This is a genomic window from Paracoccus sp. PAR01, from assembly GCF_014851995.1.
Lineage (GTDB): Bacteria > Pseudomonadota > Alphaproteobacteria > Rhodobacterales > Rhodobacteraceae > Paracoccus > Paracoccus litorisediminis.
The window spans coordinates 1-19,487 of sequence record NZ_JACVAW010000030.1; the positions used below are offsets into that span (position 1 = coordinate 1).

General features: G+C 63.6%; 15 protein-coding genes and 1 pseudogene. 2 read left to right on the forward strand and 14 right to left on the reverse strand.

Translation table 11 applies throughout. The features are described from left to right. The 5 genes and pseudogenes from IB235_RS22655 to IB235_RS22675 all read right to left on the reverse strand — a co-directional run. A pseudogene (locus IB235_RS22655) lies at nucleotides 1-128 on the reverse strand (bifunctional methylenetetrahydrofolate dehydrogenase/methenyltetrahydrofolate cyclohydrolase); the annotation flags it as partial. Then, nucleotides 125-679: a sarcosine oxidase subunit gamma gene (locus tag IB235_RS22660; protein ID WP_192338654.1), complete on the reverse strand. Its 555-nt coding sequence runs from the start codon at nucleotides 677-679 to the stop codon at nucleotides 125-127. The gene IB235_RS22660 and the pseudogene IB235_RS22655, both read right to left, overlap by 4 nt. Further along, a complete protein-coding gene (locus IB235_RS22665) occupies nucleotides 672-3,599 on the reverse strand; it encodes a sarcosine oxidase subunit alpha family protein (RefSeq protein WP_192338655.1) in 2,928 nt (975 codons plus the stop codon). The genes IB235_RS22660 and IB235_RS22665 overlap by 8 nt, the downstream gene beginning before the upstream one ends. Next, nucleotides 3,596-3,877 carry a sarcosine oxidase subunit delta gene (locus IB235_RS22670; RefSeq protein ID WP_192338656.1) on the reverse strand — a complete coding sequence of 94 codons (282 nt, stop codon included), beginning with the start codon at nucleotides 3,875-3,877 and terminating at the stop codon, nucleotides 3,596-3,598. The genes IB235_RS22665 and IB235_RS22670 overlap by 4 nt, the downstream gene beginning before the upstream one ends. Before the next feature lie 7 nt (nucleotides 3,878-3,884). Then, complete coding sequence (locus IB235_RS22675) at nucleotides 3,885-5,135, reverse strand: sarcosine oxidase subunit beta family protein (RefSeq protein ID WP_192338657.1); 1,251 nt, start codon at nucleotides 5,133-5,135, stop codon at nucleotides 3,885-3,887. Nucleotides 5,136-5,274: 139 nt separating this feature from the next. Here IB235_RS22675 and IB235_RS22680 point away from each other — a divergent pair, with 139 nt between their 5' ends. Then, a complete protein-coding gene (locus IB235_RS22680; RefSeq protein ID WP_192338658.1) occupies nucleotides 5,275-6,243 on the forward strand; it encodes a GlxA family transcriptional regulator in 969 nt (322 codons plus the stop codon). Here IB235_RS22680 and IB235_RS22685 read toward each other — a convergent pair. The 7 genes from IB235_RS22685 to IB235_RS22715 all read right to left on the reverse strand — a co-directional run bounded on the left by IB235_RS22685 (nucleotide 6,231) and on the right by IB235_RS22715 (nucleotide 15,864). Then, nucleotides 6,231-7,274 carry a DUF3445 domain-containing protein gene (locus tag IB235_RS22685; protein WP_192338659.1) on the reverse strand — a complete coding sequence of 348 codons (1,044 nt, stop codon included), beginning with the start codon at nucleotides 7,272-7,274 and terminating at the stop codon, nucleotides 6,231-6,233. The two genes, IB235_RS22680 and IB235_RS22685, sit on opposite strands and share 13 nt — an antisense overlap. A gap of 11 nt (nucleotides 7,275-7,285) precedes the next feature. Beyond that, nucleotides 7,286-8,215: a PDR/VanB family oxidoreductase gene (locus IB235_RS22690; protein ID WP_192338660.1), complete on the reverse strand. Its 930-nt coding sequence runs from the start codon at nucleotides 8,213-8,215 to the stop codon at nucleotides 7,286-7,288. Further along, nucleotides 8,212-8,721 (reverse strand): dimethylamine monooxygenase subunit DmmA family protein, encoded by a 510-nt coding sequence (locus IB235_RS22695; protein WP_225612555.1) that lies wholly within the window; start codon nucleotides 8,719-8,721, stop codon nucleotides 8,212-8,214. The genes IB235_RS22690 and IB235_RS22695 overlap by 4 nt, the downstream gene beginning before the upstream one ends. A 149-nt stretch (nucleotides 8,722-8,870) precedes the next feature. Then, complete coding sequence (locus IB235_RS22700; RefSeq protein WP_192338662.1) at nucleotides 8,871-10,010, reverse strand: aminomethyltransferase family protein; 1,140 nt, start codon at nucleotides 10,008-10,010, stop codon at nucleotides 8,871-8,873. Between the two features lie 66 nt (nucleotides 10,011-10,076). Then, nucleotides 10,077-11,891 (reverse strand): APC family permease, encoded by a 1,815-nt coding sequence (locus tag IB235_RS22705; RefSeq protein WP_192338663.1) that lies wholly within the window; start codon nucleotides 11,889-11,891, stop codon nucleotides 10,077-10,079. Nucleotides 11,892-12,111: 220 nt separating this feature from the next. Continuing rightward, nucleotides 12,112-14,469, reverse strand: coding sequence for a DUF1989 domain-containing protein (locus IB235_RS22710; protein ID WP_192338664.1), 2,358 nt, complete (start codon nucleotides 14,467-14,469; stop codon nucleotides 12,112-12,114). A 51-nt stretch (nucleotides 14,470-14,520) separates the two neighbouring features. After that, entirely contained in the window at nucleotides 14,521-15,864 is a 1,344-nt protein-coding gene (locus tag IB235_RS22715; protein WP_192338665.1) for an NAD(P)-binding domain-containing protein, read from the reverse strand. Between the two features lie 169 nt (nucleotides 15,865-16,033). Between IB235_RS22715 and IB235_RS22720 the strand changes: the two genes are divergently transcribed. Beyond that, nucleotides 16,034-17,299, forward strand: coding sequence for an ABC transporter substrate-binding protein (locus tag IB235_RS22720; RefSeq protein WP_192338666.1), 1,266 nt, complete (start codon nucleotides 16,034-16,036; stop codon nucleotides 17,297-17,299). Here the strand turns inward: IB235_RS22720 and IB235_RS22725 are convergent. Together IB235_RS22725 and glnT are read right to left on the reverse strand one after the other, a co-directional pair. Beyond that, nucleotides 17,283-18,014: a FadR/GntR family transcriptional regulator gene (locus tag IB235_RS22725; protein ID WP_370576973.1), complete on the reverse strand. Its 732-nt coding sequence runs from the start codon at nucleotides 18,012-18,014 to the stop codon at nucleotides 17,283-17,285. The genes IB235_RS22720 and IB235_RS22725 overlap by 17 nt on opposite strands. A gap of 108 nt (nucleotides 18,015-18,122) precedes the next feature. Continuing rightward, the gene (glnT, locus tag IB235_RS22730; protein WP_155042172.1) at nucleotides 18,123-19,466 is read right to left on the reverse strand and encodes a type III glutamate--ammonia ligase; all 1,344 of its coding nucleotides are present in this window, start codon (nucleotides 19,464-19,466) and stop codon (nucleotides 18,123-18,125) included. Nucleotides 19,467-19,487: the final 21 nt, after the last annotated feature.

The following is a 19,487-nucleotide window of genomic DNA, read 5'->3' on the forward strand; positions in this document are numbered from 1 at the left end:
TCCTCGCCCACCAGCACCACTGCCAGACCCGGAACGATGCCCTGCGCCGCCAGCCGCGCCACATGCGCCCCAACCAGACCCCGAACCCGAACAGAAAACGCCTTGCCGTCAATCAGTTCCGCCGTCATGTCAGGGCCTCCAGTCGCTCGGCCGCCTCGGTCAGCCCGTGCCAGATCGAGGCGGCTGCCGAACGCATGCCCAGGATCGCCATGCGATCTTCGGCGCGGCGGATGACAAAGACGCTCATATGGTGAAACCCGGTGCGCGTGGCCGAGCCGGGGGGGAAGCGCCCCAGATCGATATTGACCAGCCTTGAGATCAGGGCCAGTAGGGGGAACGTATCTCCCTCGATCTCGAAGGCGACGAAGCCGTCGGTCTGCTCGCTGACCGAGCAGCCGGGCGCGCGGGCAGTCAATGCCGTCGCGACATCCTCGGCGGCGCGTCCGGGGAATTCGACCATCCATTGATCCGGCCCGGTCCAGAAGGCCGCGCAATCCGCCCCGTCGACCCAGCCCCCCGGCCCGGGAAGGGGCAGGCCGATCTGCGGCGGCTCGGCCCCGCGTCGCATGGCCAGCGAGGCAAGTCCCAGAGCGGTATTTTCCGACAGCAGCAGCGCGCCGATGCGGCGGGCGTGCGGCGCACTCTGCCCGAGCGCGCAAATCGGTTGCAGGTCAGTCACGAAGGCGCCCTCCCTCGGGGTCGATGAAATGGGGCGAGACGACGCGCAGTCGCGTGCTTTGCCCTTGCAGCGGGTTGGCGGCGACGATGATTTCGCCCATGCGATCCGCACCGTTCTCCAGATAGCCCAACCCGATTCCCGATCCGACATGGGGCGAGAAACAGGCCGAGGTGATCCAGCCTTGATCGGTCCAGGTATTCTGCTCCGCACCTTCCGTGAACAGATGCGAGCCTGCGACGACGGCATCCCCCGGATCGACCGGTTGCAGGCCGACCAGAACGCGGCGCTCGGCCAGCAGCCCCTCGCGACGCGACATGACCGTGCCGATCGCATCCTTTTTGGCCGAGACCATCCGGCCCATGCCCAGCATCTGCGCGCTGGTCTGGCCGTTCAGCTCATTGCCCGCGGCGTGGCCCTTTTCGATGCGCAAGACGCCAAGCGCCTCGGTGCCATAGGGGGTGGCGCCCAGGTCCACGCCAATCGTGACCAGTCGTTCCATCAGGGCATTGCCGTAACGGGCGGGGACGGCGATCTCAAAGGCAAGCTCGCCCGAGAAGCTGATGCGAAACAGCCGGGCCCGCAATCCGCCGCAGATCGTCAGGCTGGCGCAGGCCATGAAAGGGAAGGCCGCATTGGACAGGTCGAACCCGTCCACCACGCGCTGTAGCAAGGTCCGCGCGTTCGGGCCGGCGACGGAAAGCTGCGCCCAGGCATCGGTGGTCGAGATCAGTTGTACATCCAGTTCCGGCCACAGGCATTGGCGGCAGAATTCCATGTGGCGATAGATCGTCCCGGCATTGGCGGTGGTGGTGGTGACGACGTAATGGGTGTCATCCAACCGCGCGCAAGTGCCGTCATCCCAGGCAAAGCCGTCCTCGCGCAGCATCAGGCCATAGCGGACCATGCCGGGTTTCAGGCTGGCTATGGCATTGGCATAGACGCGGTCAAGGAACGCACCCGCATCCGCGCCCTGCACGTCGATCTTGCCCAGCGTGGTGACATCGCAGATCCCGACGCCCTTGCGGGTGGCCAGAACCTCGCGGTCGACGGTCTGCCGCCAATGGGTTTCGCCGGCACGCGGGAAATATTGCGCCCGCATCCATTGCCCGACCTCGACAAAGGCCGCGCCCTGCGCCTTGGCCCATTCATGCGTCGGTGTCAGGCGGCGCGGACGGAAGTGCGCGCCCGTGTCGCCGCCACCCAGCACCGACAGCGAGACCGGCGTATAGGGCGGGCGAAAGATCGTCGTGCCGGTGGCCTGAATAGGCTGACCGGTCAGTTCCGACATGACGGCCAGCGCGGTCACATTCGAGGTCTTGCCCTGATCGGTCGCCATGCCCAGTGTGGTCCAGCGCTTCAGATGTTCGACCGGGCGCATGTTTTCCTGATGGGCCAGCGCGATGTCCTTGACGGTGACATCGTTCTGAAAATCGACCCAGGCGCGGGTCTTTCCCGGCACATGCCAGAAGGGCTGCAGGTTCTGGGCCGCGTCCTCGGCTTGGGGAAGTTCGGGCAGATATGCCGCAATCCCAAGGTCAGCCAGCGCCGCGATCGCCGCCTCGGCCCCCGAGGTGAGAGCCTGCGCGCTGCTTCCCCGGCCTGCCGCGGCGCCGGCGCAGATCAATCCAGCCGGGCCACCGGGTCCCGCGACAAAGGCCTGCAATGCCTCGTCCCAGACCGGTCGCCCGCGATGATGCGAGGCGATCTGGATATTGGGGTTCCAGCCGCCCGCGATGCCAAGCGCGCCGCAATCCAGCCACTCGCTGCGTCCATTGGCATTGACCTCGATCCGGGACAGGCCAAGGCGGCCCTTGCTGTTTGTCACCTGACCCGCGGCAATGACCCGGTAATCGGTTGCGGTTGTGGCGGGCCGAGTGTCGATCACTGCGGCGATCTCGACGCCCTTGGCCATCAGATCACGGGCGGTGCGATGGCCATCATCGTTGTTGGTGAAGATTGCGATGCGTTTTGCGGGGCTGACCGCCCAGCGATTGGCATAGGCCCGCATCGCCCCCGACAGCATCACGCCGGGGCGGTCGTTATTGGCGAAGGGGATATGCCGTTCGGTCGCGCCCGAGGCGAGGACTGCGCGCTTGGCCGTGATCCGCCACAGCGTCTGGCGGACGCGCCGTCCGGGATCGGCAAGATGGTCCGAGACACGCTCGACCGCGCCATAGACGCCATGGTCGAAGGCCCCCCAGACGGTGGTGCGGCGCATGACGCGCAGGTTGGGAAGGCTGGCGAATTCTGCCTCAAGCCCGGCGATCCATTCGGTCGCAGGCCGGTCCAAGGGCGCGCTTTCCGCCAGAAGCCGCCCACCCAGACGAAAATCCTCATCGGCAAGGATGACTTGCACCCCCGCACGCGCCGCGGTCAGCGCGGCGGCAAGACCGGCAGCGCCGCCGCCGATCACCAGCAGATCGCAATGCAGAAAACCGGCGTCGTAATGATCGGGGTCGGGCTGCATCGACAATTTGCCCAAACCTGCGGCGCGACGGATGGCGGGCTCATAGAGCTTTTCCCAGAAGGCGCGCGGCCACATGAAGGTCTTGTAGTAGAAACCTGCCGCGAAGAAGGGCGACATCAGGTCATTGACCGCCATCAGATCGAAGCCCAGCGATCCGACGCGGTTCTGGCTGAAACTCTCAAGCCCATCGAACAGCTCGACCACCGTGGCGCGGCTGTTCGGCTCTTGCCGGGCACCGGCATGCAGGGTGACAAGCGCGTTCGGCTCCTCCGAGCCAGCAGACAGCACGCCGCGCGGGCGGTGATACTTGAAGCTGCGGGCCATCAGCCGCACATCATTGGCCAATAGGGCCGAGGCCAGCGTGTCGCCCGCATGGCCGCTATAGGTCTTGCCATCAAAGGTGAAGCGCAGGCTTTGCGTGTGATCGATCAGGCCCCCGGAAAGACGGGTCATGCGGCACCGCCCTTCATCGCGTCGCGGGCCAGTTCCGCGCTTAGGACCTCATGCGTGATGGTGTTGCGGGTGACGATCAGCCATGAGCGGTCGCCCTGTTCGTGGAACCACAACTCGCGGTGAATGCCGGCGGGGTTGTCGCGCAGGTGGGCATATTCGTGAAAGCGCGCCGCCGCGTCCGGTGCCATGCCGTCGGGACGATCGAGCAGCGTAGCATCGCCGAGATAGGTGAATTCCGAGGAATCGCGAAGGCCAAGAAGGGGATGGGGGATCAGCATATTGGCCTCAATGCAGATTGGGCGTCGCGCCCATGCCTTTTTCGTCGATGGGATAGCCGCGTTCGAAGCGGTCAAGGCGCATGAAACGCGCGGTCTCGTGCGGGGTGCCGGTGGTCAGCAGATGGGCGAACGCGTAGCCCGATGCGGGCGTCGCCTTGAAGCCGCCATAGCACCAGCCAGCATTCAGATAGAGCCCCTCGATCGGGGTCCGGTCGATAATCGGCGTGCCGTCCATCGACATGTCCATGATGCCGCCCCAGATCCGCAGCAGACGTGCGCGACCGATCATCGGCATCAGGGCCATGCCGCCCTGGGCGACATCTTCGATCACGCCCAGATTGCCGCGTTGCGCGTAGGAATTGTAGCCGTCGATATCGCCGCCAAAGACCAGACCACCCTTGTCGGACTGGCTGACATAAAAATGCCCCGCGCCAAAGGTGATGACGCCGTCGATCACCGGCTTCAGCCCCTCGGTAACAAAGGCCTGCAGCACATGGCTTTCGATTGGCAGGCGCATCCCCGCCATGGCCATGACGCGCCCGGACGAACCCGCAACGGCGACGCCGACCTTGCCTGCCGCGATATAACCGCGCGAGGTTTCCACCCCGCGGACCCGACCGTCCTCGATGCGGAAACCGGTGACCTCGCAGTTCTGGATCAGGTCCACTCCGGCCAGATCGGCCCCGCGCGCATAGCCCCATGCGACGCCGTCATGGCGCGCGGTTCCGGCGCGGCGCTGCAGCAGCCCGCCCTTGATGGGGAAGCGTGCATTGTCGAAGTTCAGCCAGGGATACATTGCCCGAACGTCGCCTTGGTCCAGCAGTTCTGCATCGGCACCCGCCAACAGCATCGCATTGCCGCGCCGGCGATAGGCGTCGCGCTGTCCATCGCTGTGGATCAGGTTCAGAATTCCGCGCTGGCTGACCATCGCGTTGAAGTTGAATTCCTGCTCCAACCCTTCCCATAGCTTCATCGAGAATTCGTAGAAGGGCTCATTGCCGGGCAGCAGGTAGTTCGAGCGAATGATCGTCGTGTTCCGCCCGATATTGCCCGATCCAAGCCAGCTTTTCTCAAGCACGGCGATGCGGGCCTGCTTGAAGGTCTTGGCAAGATAATAGGCCGTCGCCAGCCCATGCCCGCCACCGCCGACAATCACATAGTCATAGGCGGGTTGCGGATCGGGGTTGCGCCAGATCGGTTGCCAGCCCTTGTGGCCGGTCAGCGCCTCCTTGATCACCCTCAAGCCTGAATATCGCACGGATCGTCCGTCCCTGATTCCTGTTCTGATGGTCAGACTAGCGATGTGTTTCGGCAGATATTTGTCGAGTACGGACATGATATTGACTATTACAGACAGTTCGTCAAAATTGTTTCCTGACAGTAAAATAAGTTGCAAAATGGATTCACCTTCGACGCCGTTCCGCATCGGTTTCATCCTGACGCCGGAATATTCGCTGATGTCGCTGACTGCGGCGGTAGAGCCGCTGCGGGCGGCCAATCATCTGGCGGGGCGCGAACTTTACCGACCCAGCTACTACTCGGTCGCGGGTGGATTTGCGGCCTCGACCTCGGGCGGTGGTTTCCAGACAATGGCCCTGCATGAGGCCGAGCCACTGGACCTGGCGCTGGTGGTCGCCGGTGGCAATCCGCTGCTTTACCGCGATCCGGCCGTAACGCGCGGCCTGCGGGTTCTTGCGCAGCGCAAGATCCCGCTGGGTGGGATCTCGGGTGGGGCGGCGGTTCTGGCGCGGCTGGGAATGATGGAAGGACGGCGTTTCACGCTGCATTGGGCCCATGTCGAGGCCCTGGCTGAAATGATGCCGGACCTGCTGATAGAGCGCGCGCTTTACGTGGTCGATCGCGACCGGCTGACCTGCGCCGGGGGGATCGCGGCGCTGGACATGATGTGCGCCCTGATCGCCCGTGATCACGGTGCGGATTTTGCGCGAGAGGTCGCCGAGTGGTTCATCCATACCAGGCCGCGCATGGCGGATGAGCCGCAGCTTTCGCCAACGGCCGAGCGTCTGGAGCTGCGCAATCCGCTCCTTGTTCGCGGGGTCGAACTAATGTTCGGCCATCTGGCCGAGCCGCTCACGCCAGATCAGATTGCGGGGCAGGTCGGCTGCAGTGCCCGGCAGTTGCAACGCCTTTTCAATGCCGAGCTGGGCGTCCCGATGATGGATTTTTATCGCGAGATGCGGTTGAAGAAGGCCCATGAGCTGGTCGGTCAGACCAGCCTGTCGATGCTGGATATTGCGCTGGTGACGGGCTTTACCAGCGCGGCACATTTCTCGCGGCTATATTCCCAGCGGTTCGGCCTGCCGCCGATGCGTCAGCGGCAGACCCTGCGTCGTCAGTCAGGATAAATGCCGGGAGAGGTGGGTTTCCCGTCGTCGCATTGCGACAGATATTCGACGATCAGCGGGCGGTTGACGGCGAAGCCCTTGTAAGTGGCCAGATCCTCGGGCAGGTCGCGCAGCACCCGATGCAGGCGGCGACCCCATTTCGGCACGGTCGCGATATCCTCCAGCGCGCAAAGGTAGCAGCGGATCGGGAAAGCCAGCGCGTTCGAGCGTGGCAGCCGCCAGAAACTTTGCAACTCGACCCGCAGGAACTGCTTTGCACCGACATTCTTGACGGTCAGGCTGCGCTTTTCCGGACCCCATTCCGGATAGGTTTCGGGCGAGGTATCCAGTCGCGGATTGACGGTCATCGTCCAGTTCAGTCGACGCGCCGGGCTATCCTGCCGGACATTCAGCAGGAATTTCAAGGCGCGCTGGAAAATGCCCATTTCGGCGGCGCGGGGGACGGGAGCGTGCCATTCAAAGAAATTCATCCCGATGTCGAAATCGAGGCTCCAGTCGGCCTGACTGGTGACCATGCCGGCATCCATCCACAGATTGCCCTCGCGCTGGTCCAGCACGGCGAAATCGCCCTGCGTCTGGCGGGTGATGTATTCCATCGGGCCGAAGGGTAGGGTGGTGTCGTCGAGAAAGGTAAAGCTGTCGTCGATCCCCATGGGCCGGTTCACCCAGCGCCAGCGGTCGCCGTCGCGTGTCAGCTGGAACAGGTCGGGATAATCCTCGGCCTTGCTGGTCATGATCAGCTCCAGCAGATCCCAGCCCGCCAGCCGCATATGGGGCAGGGACTGGCAGCGGCCGGCATCGCCCGCCAGCGTGATGGCGCGGTCCTCCATCTCGGACAGGTAATGTTCGTCCACGTCGAAGCGGCGCTGGAAGACGCTGTCATCGGGTCCGGCGGCGCGATGCGGCTCCATGTTGACCGAATACATGTATTCGTCGCGGTCGAAGGGAAACGGAAAGCGGCGGATCGCGGCGGGCGAATTGCGGAAACTGTAGTCGCCGCGGAAAGTTTCCTTGTTGAAGCGGACGGTCATCGTGGCCCTTCCTATCGGTCGATGGTCAAAAGCGTGCCGCGAAAACGCGAGACGCAGGGCATGATCTTGGCACCGTGCTCGGTTGGATCGAGCCAGTGATCGTGATGTTCGATCTGGCCGTCGCAGGCCAGAACCTCGGTCTCGCATTGTCCGCAGGCGCCGCCACGGCAGAGCCATGGCGCGTCGATCCCGGCCAGTTCCAGCGCTTCGAGCAGGCTTTGCTGCGCGCCGACGGTCAGGGACATGGCGCTGCGGGCGCAATGCACCTTGAAGGGCTCGCCCGGTGACGGGGCCAGAAACTCCTCGCTGTGAAGCGCGTCCCTGGGCCAGCCAAGGGCGCTGGCCTGAGCCAGCACGCTTTCGATCATCCGTGCCGAGCCGCAGACGTAAAGATGCGTGCCCAACGGCTGCGTCGAGAGGATCGCGTTCAGGTCAATGCGGGAATCCTCGTCGCTGACATGGATCTGCGCGTCATCGGGCAGGACAACCTCGGGCAGATCCGCGCGGTTGCGCACGGACACATGCAGTTCGAAAGGCGTGTCGAAGCGGGCCAGTTCATGAAGCTGCGCCAGAAACGGGGTGATGCCCACACCGCCCGCGATCATCAGGTGCTTGCGTGCGGTCTGGTTCAACCCGAACAGGTTCACCGGCGCGCCGATTTCGATCAGCATGCCGGGCTGGGCCTTCTGATGCAGATAGGCCGATCCGCCCCGACCCTGATCCTCGCGCTGGACGGCGATTTCGTAGCCCGAGCCGTCCTGCGGGTCCGAAATCAGCGAATAGGCGTTACGGCGCAGCACCTCGCCATCCTGCATGGTGACCATGACATGCGCGCCGCCGGAAAAGACCGGCAGAGGCAGGCCCTTGGGGTGCTCGAAGCGGAAGCGGGTGATCCGGGGCGAAAGCGGCTGTTTCTCGGTCAGTTTCAGGATTTGTGTCACGCTTGGATCTCCTGAACTTCGGGCAGGATGCCGGGGGTTTCCGCATCGACGCAGACGCCCTGATAGGCACCCAGCCGCCGCGAGAAATGGTCGCGCACGAAAAGCGAACGCCCGCAGCCGGGACAGTCGTAAGGGTCGGTCGTGATACCCTCGGCGATGGTCTTGCAATGGACGCATTGCATGCGTCGGGCGGGACTGCCGCGATGCTCGGTCTGGATCGCGCCCGCAGGCAGGCCGGCCGCCTGAACCAGAGCAAGTGCCTGATTGATCAGCGCCTCGCCCCCGGCGATGTGAACCTGAAGCCCCATGCGCGCATCGGCAAACAGGGAGGTCAGGGCAGCGGGCAACTCGGCGGGGCTGCCGATCTCGACCAGACGGGCGGGTCGCAGGGCCCGGATCGCGTCGGCATCGGCAGCACAGATGAGCATGGTCGATCGCGGCATCAGATCCGGCGCAGCCGCGGCCAGCGACAGCAGCGCCGCAATGCCGGGTTCGTCCGCGATCATGAGTGCGCTTGTACAGGGCCGCGGCTGAAGCGGCGCGTGTCGCGGTCGGCTGGCAAAGAGGGAGGCGGAAGGAGCAATCGTCATTCTGGCTTCTCGGGCTGATGATCGTTCGTGGCCGGGGCGGTTCATTCCCCGGCCTTGGGGCGTGCTCAGCCCTTGACGGTGCGGCGCTTCTTCTCGGGGTCAAAGAAGGGCATGGCCGAGGTGGTGGCCGCAATCTCGCCATGGGTTTCGCAATTCACGCTAAGCCGCGTCCCGTCATTGGCGCAATCGACCGGCAGGCGGGCGATGGCCACCGTCCAGTTGTTCAGGGGCGAATGCATCGCCTGGGTCACGACGCCCACTTTTTTGCCATCGCGATAGACAGGGGCACCATTCCCCGGCACCTTGTCGCCCTCAAGCTTCAGCCCCCAGATCTTGAAGCGCTCCTTGCCTTTCAGCCGATAATGCTCATCCGCGCCGCGGAAGCCCTTCTTGCCGGGCGAGACGGTGAAATCGAGCCCCAGCTCCCACAGCGTGTCCCCGCAGGGATCGTGTTCGAACGGATACATTTCGGAATTGTCATAGGGGAAGAACAGCAAGTAGCTTTCGGTCCGCAGCAGGTCCAGCGTGGTGAAGCGGCAGGGGATGATGCCCATATCCGCACCTTCCGCAAGAATGCGGTCCCAGATCATCGGCGCGTCCTGACCGCGCACGAACAGTTCGTAGCCACGTTCCCCGGTATAACCGGTCCGCGAGATCATCGCGGGTTTGCCAAAGATCGAGGTTTGCAAATGTGCGAAATAGGGCAGGTCGCGAATGCCGGGAACGTGCTTTTGCAGAAAGTCCACCGCCAGCGGCCCCTGCAGCGACAGGTCATGCAGGTTGTCGTCAAAGCGCAACGAGACATCGCGCCCCGAAGCCGCCATGCTTAACTGCTCATGGCCCTGACCCGATCCATGGACCACCAGGAAGGCATTGGGGCCCGTACGGTAGATCACGCAATCGTCGATAAGTTTGCCACCGTCATTGAGCATGGCGGCATAGACCGAACGGCCCGGCATCAGCTTTTCGATATTGCGGGTGGTGGCGCGCTCGATCACGTGGCTGGCAGCAGGGCCGCTTAGATGCACCTTCTTGAGGCCCGAAACATCCATCAACCCCGCCTTGGTGCGGATCGCCATGTATTCATCATCGGGATTGCTGCTGGCATAGGACCATGCCGTGCCCATGCCGCTCCAATCCTCAAGGTCAGAGCCAAGGGCCCGGTGGCGGTCGGCCAGCGTCGAGAAGCGCCAAGAATTCGTCATCGCTCAATACTCCCAGTGTGTCATTGATGGTCATCCGGGCCGCCAGCGGCCCGGTGGTTTTCGGCTTCAGCCCGGCAACTGGAAGAACCAGTTGGCAAACAGCACGACTGCGGCTCCGGCGAGCAGCGCCAGATAGGGCAACCGGCCCGCGCGGCGCGGTCCCAGATCGGTGTGATCGGAAAGGCCCAGATCCTCCATCGCCTCGCGGGGGAAATGGCCCTTGTCCTGAACGTAATGGCGGTACCAGAACACCGGCAGGATCAGGCTGGCAAAGATCAGCCCCGACCACAGCGCCCCGGAATAGCCCCAGACCTTGGCCCCGGCGCCCAGGAACAGCGCGTTGACAAAGGCCAGCCCGGTATTCACCGCCAGCAGCAGGGTGGGTGCCTTCCATGGCCGCGGCAGGTGCGGGCTGTCGATGCGATGGATCCAGCCGGCATTCAGGTTCAGGAAGTTGAAGATGATATAGCCGACATTCGAGATCGCGAGGACATAGAAGTAGCCCGTCACATCTGACGCCAGCGCCAGCAGGAACAGGTTGAAGGCAAGATCCGTCCACATCGCGCGGGTCGGTGCGCCATGTTCGTTCACATGGCTCAGATAGCGCGGCAGCCAGCCATCGCGCGAGCCTTGGTAAAGCGTCCGCGACGATCCGGCCATCGCGGTCATGATCGCCAGAAACAGCGCCATGATCATCAGGATGACCAGAATCTGGGTGATGATCGGCCCGCCATTGACCAGCCCGGCCAGAGCCGCGCCAACCCCGGTGCCGTCGACGACGCCCGCCGACAACATGCCTTCCTGACCCAGCACGCCTTGGAAGGTAAAGGGGATCAGGAAGAAGAAGACCATGCACAGCAGGCCCGAATAGAAGATCGCCTTGAAGGTGTCGGTCGCCGGGTTGCGGAACTCGGCGGTGTAGCAGACGGCGGTCTCGAACCCATAGGTGGACCAGGCGGCGATATACATGGCCCCCAGGATCAGGGTCCAGCCGCCGATGTCCCATGCGCCGTCCGTGCCCGAATAGGCGGCCGATGGCGGCACGATCCCGGTGACGTTGGCGCTGTTGATCGAGCCGTTCAGGATCGGCACCAGCCCGATCAGGAACAGCGGCACCAGCACCACCAGCGCCATCAGCTTCTGCGATTTCGCGGTCGAGGCGATACCCCGGTGCTGGATCGCAAAGATGATCAGCATCAGCACCACGCCGGTCGCGAAGGTCGAATTGAAATGCAGCGTGCCAAGGCCGGGGATCGGCAGGGCAAAAGCCTCCCAGTGGCGCAGGGCCGGGGTCAGCGCGGCAACCGCATCGGCTTGGGCCACGGCCTGGATCGCGGCTTCGGGTGCGGTGCCGGGATTGGCGGCGATATGGTCGAGGACCGATTGGGTCTGTGCGGTGTAGCCAGCGATATGGGCAGCCACCCAGTCGACGACTTGGGGGCTGGTTTCAAGCGGGATCGGGAACAGGGCGTTCAGGATGTAACCGGCGGCAATGGCGCAGCCCAGCGACAGGACCGGCGACCATGCAAACCAGTTGCACCAGACCGAAAGCGGCGCGATCAGCTTGGAATAACGCAGCCATGCCGTTGCGCCATAGACCGAGGCACCGCCCGATTTGGTGCCGAACATCCCGGCCATTTCGGCATAGGTGAAGCTTTGCAGAAAGCCCATCACCATCGAGACCATCCAGACGGCAAAGGCGGCCTTGCCCGCCACGCCCGCGATGCCCCCGATCGAAAACAGCACCAGCGGCGGCACGCCTGCCGCCACCCAAAAGGCTCCGCGCCAGTCGAGGGCGCGATGCAGGACACCGCCGGGGGCAGGTGCCCCGGCCCCCTCAATTGTTCCGGCGATCGCGCCAGAGGTCGTCTGATCCACCATCTGTCCATTACCCTGTTGGCCCGGCCCACCCCCAGCCTTGTCGCGGCTGGTTCAGGTTGAGGTCGGTGCATTGCGGCGCCGGGTCGCCGTCCACGTCCCGGTGATCGTCAATCAGCCACGCGTTGCCCGCCCCGATCCGCGTTCCGGTCCAAGGCAGCACCGAGCACGGTCAGGGGCGGAGATCATGCCGCGTCCCGCCCAGCACGGTCGGAGATGCGGTTCATGACCGCGGTCTTTCCTTTCCGGGGTCGTAATGCGGAAAGGCAGTGATGCGGGCGGGCAGACGCTTTTGCTGCCCGTCCAGTTTGCCCACTTCAATCTGTGATCCCGGTTCGGCATGGGTCACGTCCACTCGTGCCAGCGCGATCTGCTTGCCCAGCATCGGGGACCACATGGCCGAGGTGATCTCTCCCACTTGCGCGCGGCCCACATGCAGGCAGTCGCCGTGATGGGCCGGCATCCGACTGTCGATTTCCAGCCCGACCAGCTTCCAGCGGGGATGCTCCTTGCGGCGCAGCAGCGCCTCGCGGCCGACGAAATCGTCGGGCTTGGATTTCAACGGCACGGTGAAGCCGATCCCGGCCTCGAAGGGATCGGTCTGGTCGGAGAATTCGTAATCCGCAAAGATCAGACCCGCTTCGATCCGCAAAAGATCCAGCGCGGCCAAGCCCATGGGCCGGATGCCCCGGGATGATCCCGCCGCGGTAATCCCATCAAAGACTGTGGGCCCGTCCTTGGGATGACAGAAAATCTCATAGCCCAGCTCGCCAGTATAGCCGGTGCGCGAGACGACGACCGGCGCACCTTCGGGACCGCCGATGCGGCCCGGCGTCCAGCGGAACCAGCCCAATTCGGTGATGGCGGTCTGATGTGGAGCGGTCCAGATCGCGCGATCCATCACCTCGCGGCTATGGGGGCCCTGCACCGCCAGATTGTGCAGCTGGTCCGTCGAGGAACGGATCATCACATTCAGCCCCAGCGCGCGGGCCTGCTCGCGCATCCATTCCCCGCCGTAGTCGCTGCCGCCGATCCAGCGGAAGCGGTCCGGGCCCATGCGGAACAACGTGCCATCGTCGATCATGCCGCCATGCGGGTAGCACATCGCGGAATAGACCACCTGCCCCATGCCCAGCTTCTTGATGTCGCGAGTCAGTACCCATTGCATCAGGGCCTCGCTGTCGGGGCCGGTGACCTCGAATTTGCGCAGCGCCGAAAGGTCCATCATCGCCACGCCCTCGCGGCAGGCGCGATATTCTTCCTCGGGCGAGGAATTCGGGAAGGTGCTTGGCAGCCAGAACCCTTTGTAATCAATGAAATCCCGCGTCAGGGCGGCGAACTGGTCGTGAAAGGCCGACTGTCTGGTCATGATGGGCTGGGAATCCGGCATGGGGCGCCATGCAGAGGCGCGCTGGAAACGCTCGGTGGCGGCATAGCTGCGGACATGAATATCCGACAGATGCCAGCCATTCGCGGCGGTGGTGTCATCGGGACAGGCCGACGAAACGCAGACGATATCGGTCATCGCACGCAGCAGGACGTAATCCCCCGGCCGCGACCAGGGCTCGTCCATCATCAGCACGCCCTGCGCGTCGATCCAGGTGTTGAAGAAGAAATTCGCGGCCATCCAGCCCTTGCGGGGATCGACCCCGAAACCCGCCAGCGCCGCGTTGAAATTGTCCGAGCAATTGGCATGACCGGGATAGCCGATATCGTCGTAATACTTGGCCGAGCATGCCATGGCAAAGGCGTCATGCCGCCCGCACGTGTCCTGCACAACCTCGATCAACGGGGTCATGTCCTGATCGAAGTATTTCGAATGCAGGCCGGGATGGGCGTAGCTGTGGCCCAGAATCGTCCGGGTCGTGGTCACGTCCAGAGGGTTCTGGATGCCGCGATCAAGCTTGCGGGCGTCAAAACATTGAAAGTCGGTGCATTGCCGCCCGTCCACGTCCTGAACCTGAATATATTCCCCGGCGCGGACCAGATAGGCCTCGGCCGTGGCGGATTTCACGCGGATATCAAGGATCGGGTCGGCAAGCGGATCGGGCAGGTCATGGGCCAGCCTGATGCCCGGCGTGGCCCGGTCGATAAGCAGGGTAACCGGGGTCGCGGTCCGGTCCGTTTCCGGGTCCATCGGCTGGGACGGCGCCACGACGATCAGCCACCCTGCTTGCGCGATCGGGAATTCGGCGCGTTCACCTGCCGGACTGTCGGGACCAAAGACAGCGATGGCGCAGCGGGAGGACAGGTCGATGCCGCGCGCTTTGATCCCGCGCGCAAGTCGGGCAAGGCCGGTATCGTCCTGAGCCAGCGCCTTTTGCAGCGCATGTGGTTCCCTTGGGTTGGAACCCAAAGGTACACCGCGGCCATCCATGCCTGTCGTGATCATTTCGACCGGCTGGCCACCCTCGTCATTGATGATCGTGACGCGGTCTCCGGCAGCCAGCGCCAGCATCAGCGCACCGCCGCCGGGGACGGTATGCCTCTCCTCAGTCGGGCCGTGCAGGGTGGCCAGTCGCTGACCGCTTGGCCGTGGCGGACCCGGACGCAGCAATTGCGGGTAAATGACGCGGTTCATGGCATCCGTCGCTTTTGGGGAAAAGGCGCGGCGACACCGCCGCACTGGGGCTTAGTTGCGCAGATAGGCTTCCATGGAATCGTCCAGCGCATCCTTCCATGGTGTGTGATGCGGTGGGGCGATGGTTCCGGTCATCACCGAGCGGTAGGAATGGTTGCGGAAGGCCATGATGTCCTCGGCCTTGTGATGCTTCCATTCAAAGAAGGCCTCGCAGGCGCCATCGACGTCAAAGCTGGGGTAATCGGTCTCGGCGATCAGTTCCTTGACGTAATCGCCCTGATAGAGGATCGCGTATTTGGTCCCGTCCTCGGCTTCTTCCCGGGCCTCGCGCTCGGCCACGTCGGCCATCAGGGCCTGCTTGTCGGAGGGCATGGTAATCCGGCCCAGAATGACATCGCGGACATACCAGGCCTGGGCATCGAACATGTTGAAAGTGAACCACTGGTCCTGCATGCCCAGATAGAACAACTGCGGATTATGGACATAGGCCACGCCTTTATACAGGTCCGCAGTCGCCAGTCGGTTGGCGGTCCTTAGCCGCAGATCGTCAGGCAGGAAGGGGAAATGGTGGCGGTAGCCCGTGCACAGGATGATGGAATCGACATGCTTCGAGGTTCCGTCGCGGAAGTAGGCGGTCTTGCCATCGACCCTGACCAATGCGGGCTTTTCTTCCCAATTGTTTGGCCAGTTGAAACCCATCGGTGCCGAGCGATAGCAAGAGGTGACCGACTTGGCGCCGTATTTCCAGCATTGCGAGCCGACATCCTCGGCCGAATAGGATGAGCCGACGACCAGCACGTCCTGCCCCTCGAATTCGCGCGCGTCGCGGAAATCATGGGCATGGACGATGCGGCCGTAGAATTGGCTGAAGCCGGGATATTCGGGCACATTCGGGCTGGAGAAATGCCCCGAGGCGATGATGACGTGGTCGAAGCGCTCCTTGTAGACGTGATCAGCTTCCAGATCATGCACGGTGACGGTGAAGTCGCCGCTTTCTTCGTTGAACTCGACCCAACGCACCGTGGTGCTGAAGCGGATCCAGTCGCGCACCCCGGCCTTTTTCACCCGGCCCTCGATATAGTCGAACATCACGGCGCGCGGCGGATAGGACGCGATCTGGCGCCCGAAATGTTCCTCAAATGAATAGTCGGCGAATTCCAGCCCCTCCTTGGGGCCATTGGTCCACAGGTAGCGATACATCGAGCCATGCACCGGCTCGCCATGCTCGTCGGTGCCGGTGCGCCAGGTGTAATTCCAAAGGCCGCCCCAATTGGCCTGTTTTTCGAAGCAGACCACTTCGGGGATCGAAGCGCCCTTTCGCGCAGCGGATTGAAAGGCTCGAAGCTGGGCAAGGCCGGAAGGCCCGGCGCCAATCACGGCGACACGCTGAGTCATCTGGATTCCCTGTTCTTATGGTTTGGACCGCAGTTAAATTTCGATCCATTTGGCATGAACCAATTGAGAGCCGACATTCCTTATCAGTCAAGAAAATTTCTTCTGATGAATGACGGATTCGGATCCATCTTTCTTCGACAGGCGGGATGCTGCGCGTTAGGCTTGGAATATGAGCACATCTTTTGCACAGCGCCTGGCGGTGACCGGAAGCATGCCGCGACGGTTGATGCGCGGCCAGGACGCCGTCCGAATCGGATTCCTTGCGCCGCTGACGGGGCCGTCGGCACCCTGGGGAAGGCCGGGGCTGGAGGGATGCCAGATCTGGACCGACTGGGTGAACGGGCAGGGTGGCCTGCCGGTCGGCGGGGTACGTAGGCCGGTCGCCATCATCGCCCGCGACGCGGCCATCTCACCCAGCGAGACCCGCGCTGCGGCCCGCGAACTGGTCGAGGATCATCACGTCTGCCTGCTGCTTGGGTTGGGTGGGGACAGTCTCGCGCCAGCCTTGCCGTGGCTGATGGCGCGCCGGGTGTTGACCACGACGCTGCTGCCCTTTGATCTGTCGCCGCAAACCCCCAGCCTGATTGCCCCGGCCGAGGTGCATCCGTTATTCGTCGTCACCGGGGTCGAGTGGTTGGCAGAGCGACGCCCCGATCTGCGCCGGGTCGCCCTGTGCAGTCAGGACGATCTGATGGGCCGCCCTTCGCTGGCCACCTATCGCGCGGCATTTGCCGCCGAAGGCATGCAGATCGTGCGCGAGCTGCGCTATGATCCCGATGAGCGTGATGCCGTGGGCATGGTGCGCGCCATGCTGCAGGACGATCCGGAAATCCTGTGCTGGTGCTCATCCGAGCCGCATATGGTCCATGCCTTGACCGAGGCTGCCCATGATGCGGGCTTCTGCGGTCCGATCCTGTCCTGCACGGGCGATCATTACCAACGGCTGGTCGCCCGAACCACGCCCGATTTCATGGAGAACTTCATCTTTCAGTTCCCGGATTTCGATGATCCGGCGTTGGAGGGCACGACATTCTTCTTTCGCCGCCCCTCGGCCTTTCATGCGGCCTATGCCGATCGGTTCCCGGGACATTGGTCGGCAGTCAGCTGGGAATATGCCTCGGCGCTGGATCTATGGCAGGCGGCGGTGGAAATTTGCGGCCGCACCGATTCCATGTCTGTGCTGGCCGCAATGAAGCGGGGCGGGCAGATGATGCAGGCATTTGGTCCAGCACGCTGGTACGGTGAGGCGCTGTTCGGCATCGATCAGGCCTTGATCGGGCGCTGGCCGGTGGTGCGTGTGGTTGCGGGCAAGGCGCGGATACAGGCCTTTCGTTCAGTGCTGGACTGGTTGTCGCGGCACGAAGATCTGCTACTGCGCGAGATGGCCGGACTGGGCCTGCTGTGGACGCAGCGGATGATCACTCATCCTGCATGAGCAGACCTTGTTCCTCCAGCAGAGATTGCTGAACCAGTTCCAGGGCGCGGGGGATGTCGCGTTCACTCACGGCTTCGGTCAGCGCGGCGTAATCCGTCCGCAGGCGAAAGATGTTCTCGGGGGTCAGGCGGCGGCGTTGCAACCCGTCGCGATGGCGCTGTCGCCCGGCTTTGATCACCAGATTGCAGCAGGCCAGCAGCAGCGGATTGCCGGTGCCCTCGGCAAGCGCCAGACGGAATTCATCCTCAAGCCGCGCAAAGCGGTCGGGTTCCGCCACAGTCTGCATCCGGGCAAGGATCGCGGTCAGCCGATCGATCCCTAGCGGAGGCATATTGATGATGGCCAGCCGGATCATTTCGGGTTCAAGGATGCCGCGAACCACCTGCAGATGCAGAGGGCCAGTGGCCGCGATGACCGGCGCGGTTTCGTCCCAGTCGCCCGGCTCGCAGACAAAGGACCCGGCGCCGGCCCTGCGGATGATGAGTCCCTTGCGGATCAGGATGTCCAGCGCCTCGCGCAGGGTGTTGCGGGCGACGCGCAGGCTGCTTGCCAATTGGCGTTCCGAGGGTAGGCGGCTGCCCTGCGGATAATCCCCGGCAGCGATACGCGCTGCAAGTGCCTCGGCGACCATCTGCACGGTCGGTCCGGCCGTCGGGGATTCGGTCTCCGGGGTCTGGGCAAGCGCGCCGCCGGGCTGGGTCTGCAAAGAGGTCACGTCGCCATCCTGACTGCGGTACAGGTTAATCCTGACCCAGCCGGGCGCGGCTTGCAAGGGCGGTGAACCAAAGCGGAGAACCAGTTGAACCAGTTTCCCGCCGATGGATCAGATATCCAGCGTGTTGTCCCGTTCCCATTGCGAGAGATGGGCGGAATAGGCGTTCCACTCTTGCGTCTTGAGCTTGATATAGGCGGCTGAAAACGCCTCGCCCATCGCCGATTTCAATCCTTCATCCGCATCATAGGCGCGGATTGCGTCCAGCAGGTTCAGCGGCAGCTTGGGCGCGCCGGTGACGGTATGGCCCTCGGCATACATGTCGATATCCCAGCGCTTGCCGGGATCGGCCTTGCTGCGCAGCCCGCGCAGACCGGCAGCGATGATGACCGCCTGCAGCAGATAGGGGTTCACTGCGCCATCGGGCAGTCGCAGTTCAAAGCGGCCGGGACCGGGGACGCGAACCATGTGGGTGCGGTTGTTGCCGGTCCAGGTCACGGTATTCGGGGCCCAGGTCGCGCCCGAAATCGTGCGCGGCGCGTTGATCCGCTTGTAGCTGTTCACCGTCGGGTTGGTGATCGCCGCCAGCGCCGAGGCATGGGTCATGATGCCGCCCAGGAAATAGCGGCCCTCATCCGACAGGCTGAGTTCCTTGCTGTCATCGGCAAAAGCATTGCGACCATCTTTGGTCCAGACCGAGATATGCGCGTGGCAGCCGTTCCCCGTCAGGCCCATGATCGGTTTGGGCATGAAGGTGGCACGCAGCCCGTGTTTTTCGGCGATCGAACGGGTCATGAACTTGAAGAAGCTGTGCTTGTCGGCGGTGGCCAATGCGCCGTCATATTTCCAGTTCATCTCGAACTGGCCGTTCGCATCCTCATGGTCGTTCTGGTAGGGCTCCCAGCCCAGTTCCAGCATGTAGTCACAGATCTCGGTGATGACGTCATAGCGGCGCATCACCGCCTGCTGATCGTAGCAGGGCTTCACCGCCGTATCGGCCGGGTCCGAAATCTCGGTGCCCTCGGGGGTCAGCAGGAAAAACTCGGGCTCGACGCCGGTCTTGATCTCAAGCCCCATCGCGGCGGCTTCGCCGATCAGCCGGGTCAGGACATTGCGCGGGGCCTGATCCAGCGGTCCGCTGCCCGACATCACGCAATTCGAGGCAACCCAGGCGACATCCCGCTTCCATGGCAGCTGGATGGCCGATGCGGGATCGGGAACCGCCAGCATGTCGGGATGGGCCGGGGTCAGGTCGAGCCATGTGGCAAAGCCCGCGAAACCGGCACCGTCCTTTTCCATGTCCGAGATCGCCTCGGCAGGGACCAGCTTGGCGCGTTGGCCGCCGAACAGATCCGTATACGAGACCATGAAGTACTTGATCCCCTTGGCCCGCGCGAATGCGGCGAGATCGCTCTTGGTGCCCGTGTCACAGGCGAATGCGGCGAGATCGTTCATGACGAGATTTTCCTGTTGAAT

Coding starts and splice junctions, on each gene's coding strand:
- IB235_RS22670 (WP_192338656.1), bottom strand. CDS start 3,877: ATGCTGATCCCCCATCCCCTTCTTGGCCTTCGCGATTCCTCGGAATTC.
- IB235_RS22685 (WP_192338659.1), bottom strand. CDS start 7,274: ATGACCGTCCGCTTCAACAAGGAAACTTTCCGCGGCGACTACAGTTTC.
- IB235_RS22695 (WP_225612555.1), bottom strand. CDS start 8,721: ATGATCGCGGACGAACCCGGCATTGCGGCGCTGCTGTCGCTGGCCGCG.
- IB235_RS22700 (WP_192338662.1), bottom strand. CDS start 10,010: ATGACGAATTCTTGGCGCTTCTCGACGCTGGCCGACCGCCACCGGGCC.
- IB235_RS22680 (WP_192338658.1), top strand. CDS start 5,275: ATGGATTCACCTTCGACGCCGTTCCGCATCGGTTTCATCCTGACGCCG.
- glnT (WP_155042172.1), bottom strand. CDS start 19,466: ATGAACGATCTCGCCGCATTCGCCTGTGACACGGGCACCAAGAGCGAT.
- IB235_RS22665 (WP_192338655.1), bottom strand. CDS start 3,599: ATGACCCGTCTTTCCGGGGGCCTGATCGATCACACGCAAAGCCTGCGC.
- IB235_RS22710 (WP_192338664.1), bottom strand. CDS start 14,469: ATGAACCGCGTCATTTACCCGCAATTGCTGCGTCCGGGTCCGCCACGG.
- IB235_RS22705 (WP_192338663.1), bottom strand. CDS start 11,891: ATGGTGGATCAGACGACCTCTGGCGCGATCGCCGGAACAATTGAGGGG.
- IB235_RS22720 (WP_192338666.1), top strand. CDS start 16,034: ATGAGCACATCTTTTGCACAGCGCCTGGCGGTGACCGGAAGCATGCCG.
- IB235_RS22715 (WP_192338665.1), bottom strand. CDS start 15,864: ATGACTCAGCGTGTCGCCGTGATTGGCGCCGGGCCTTCCGGCCTTGCC.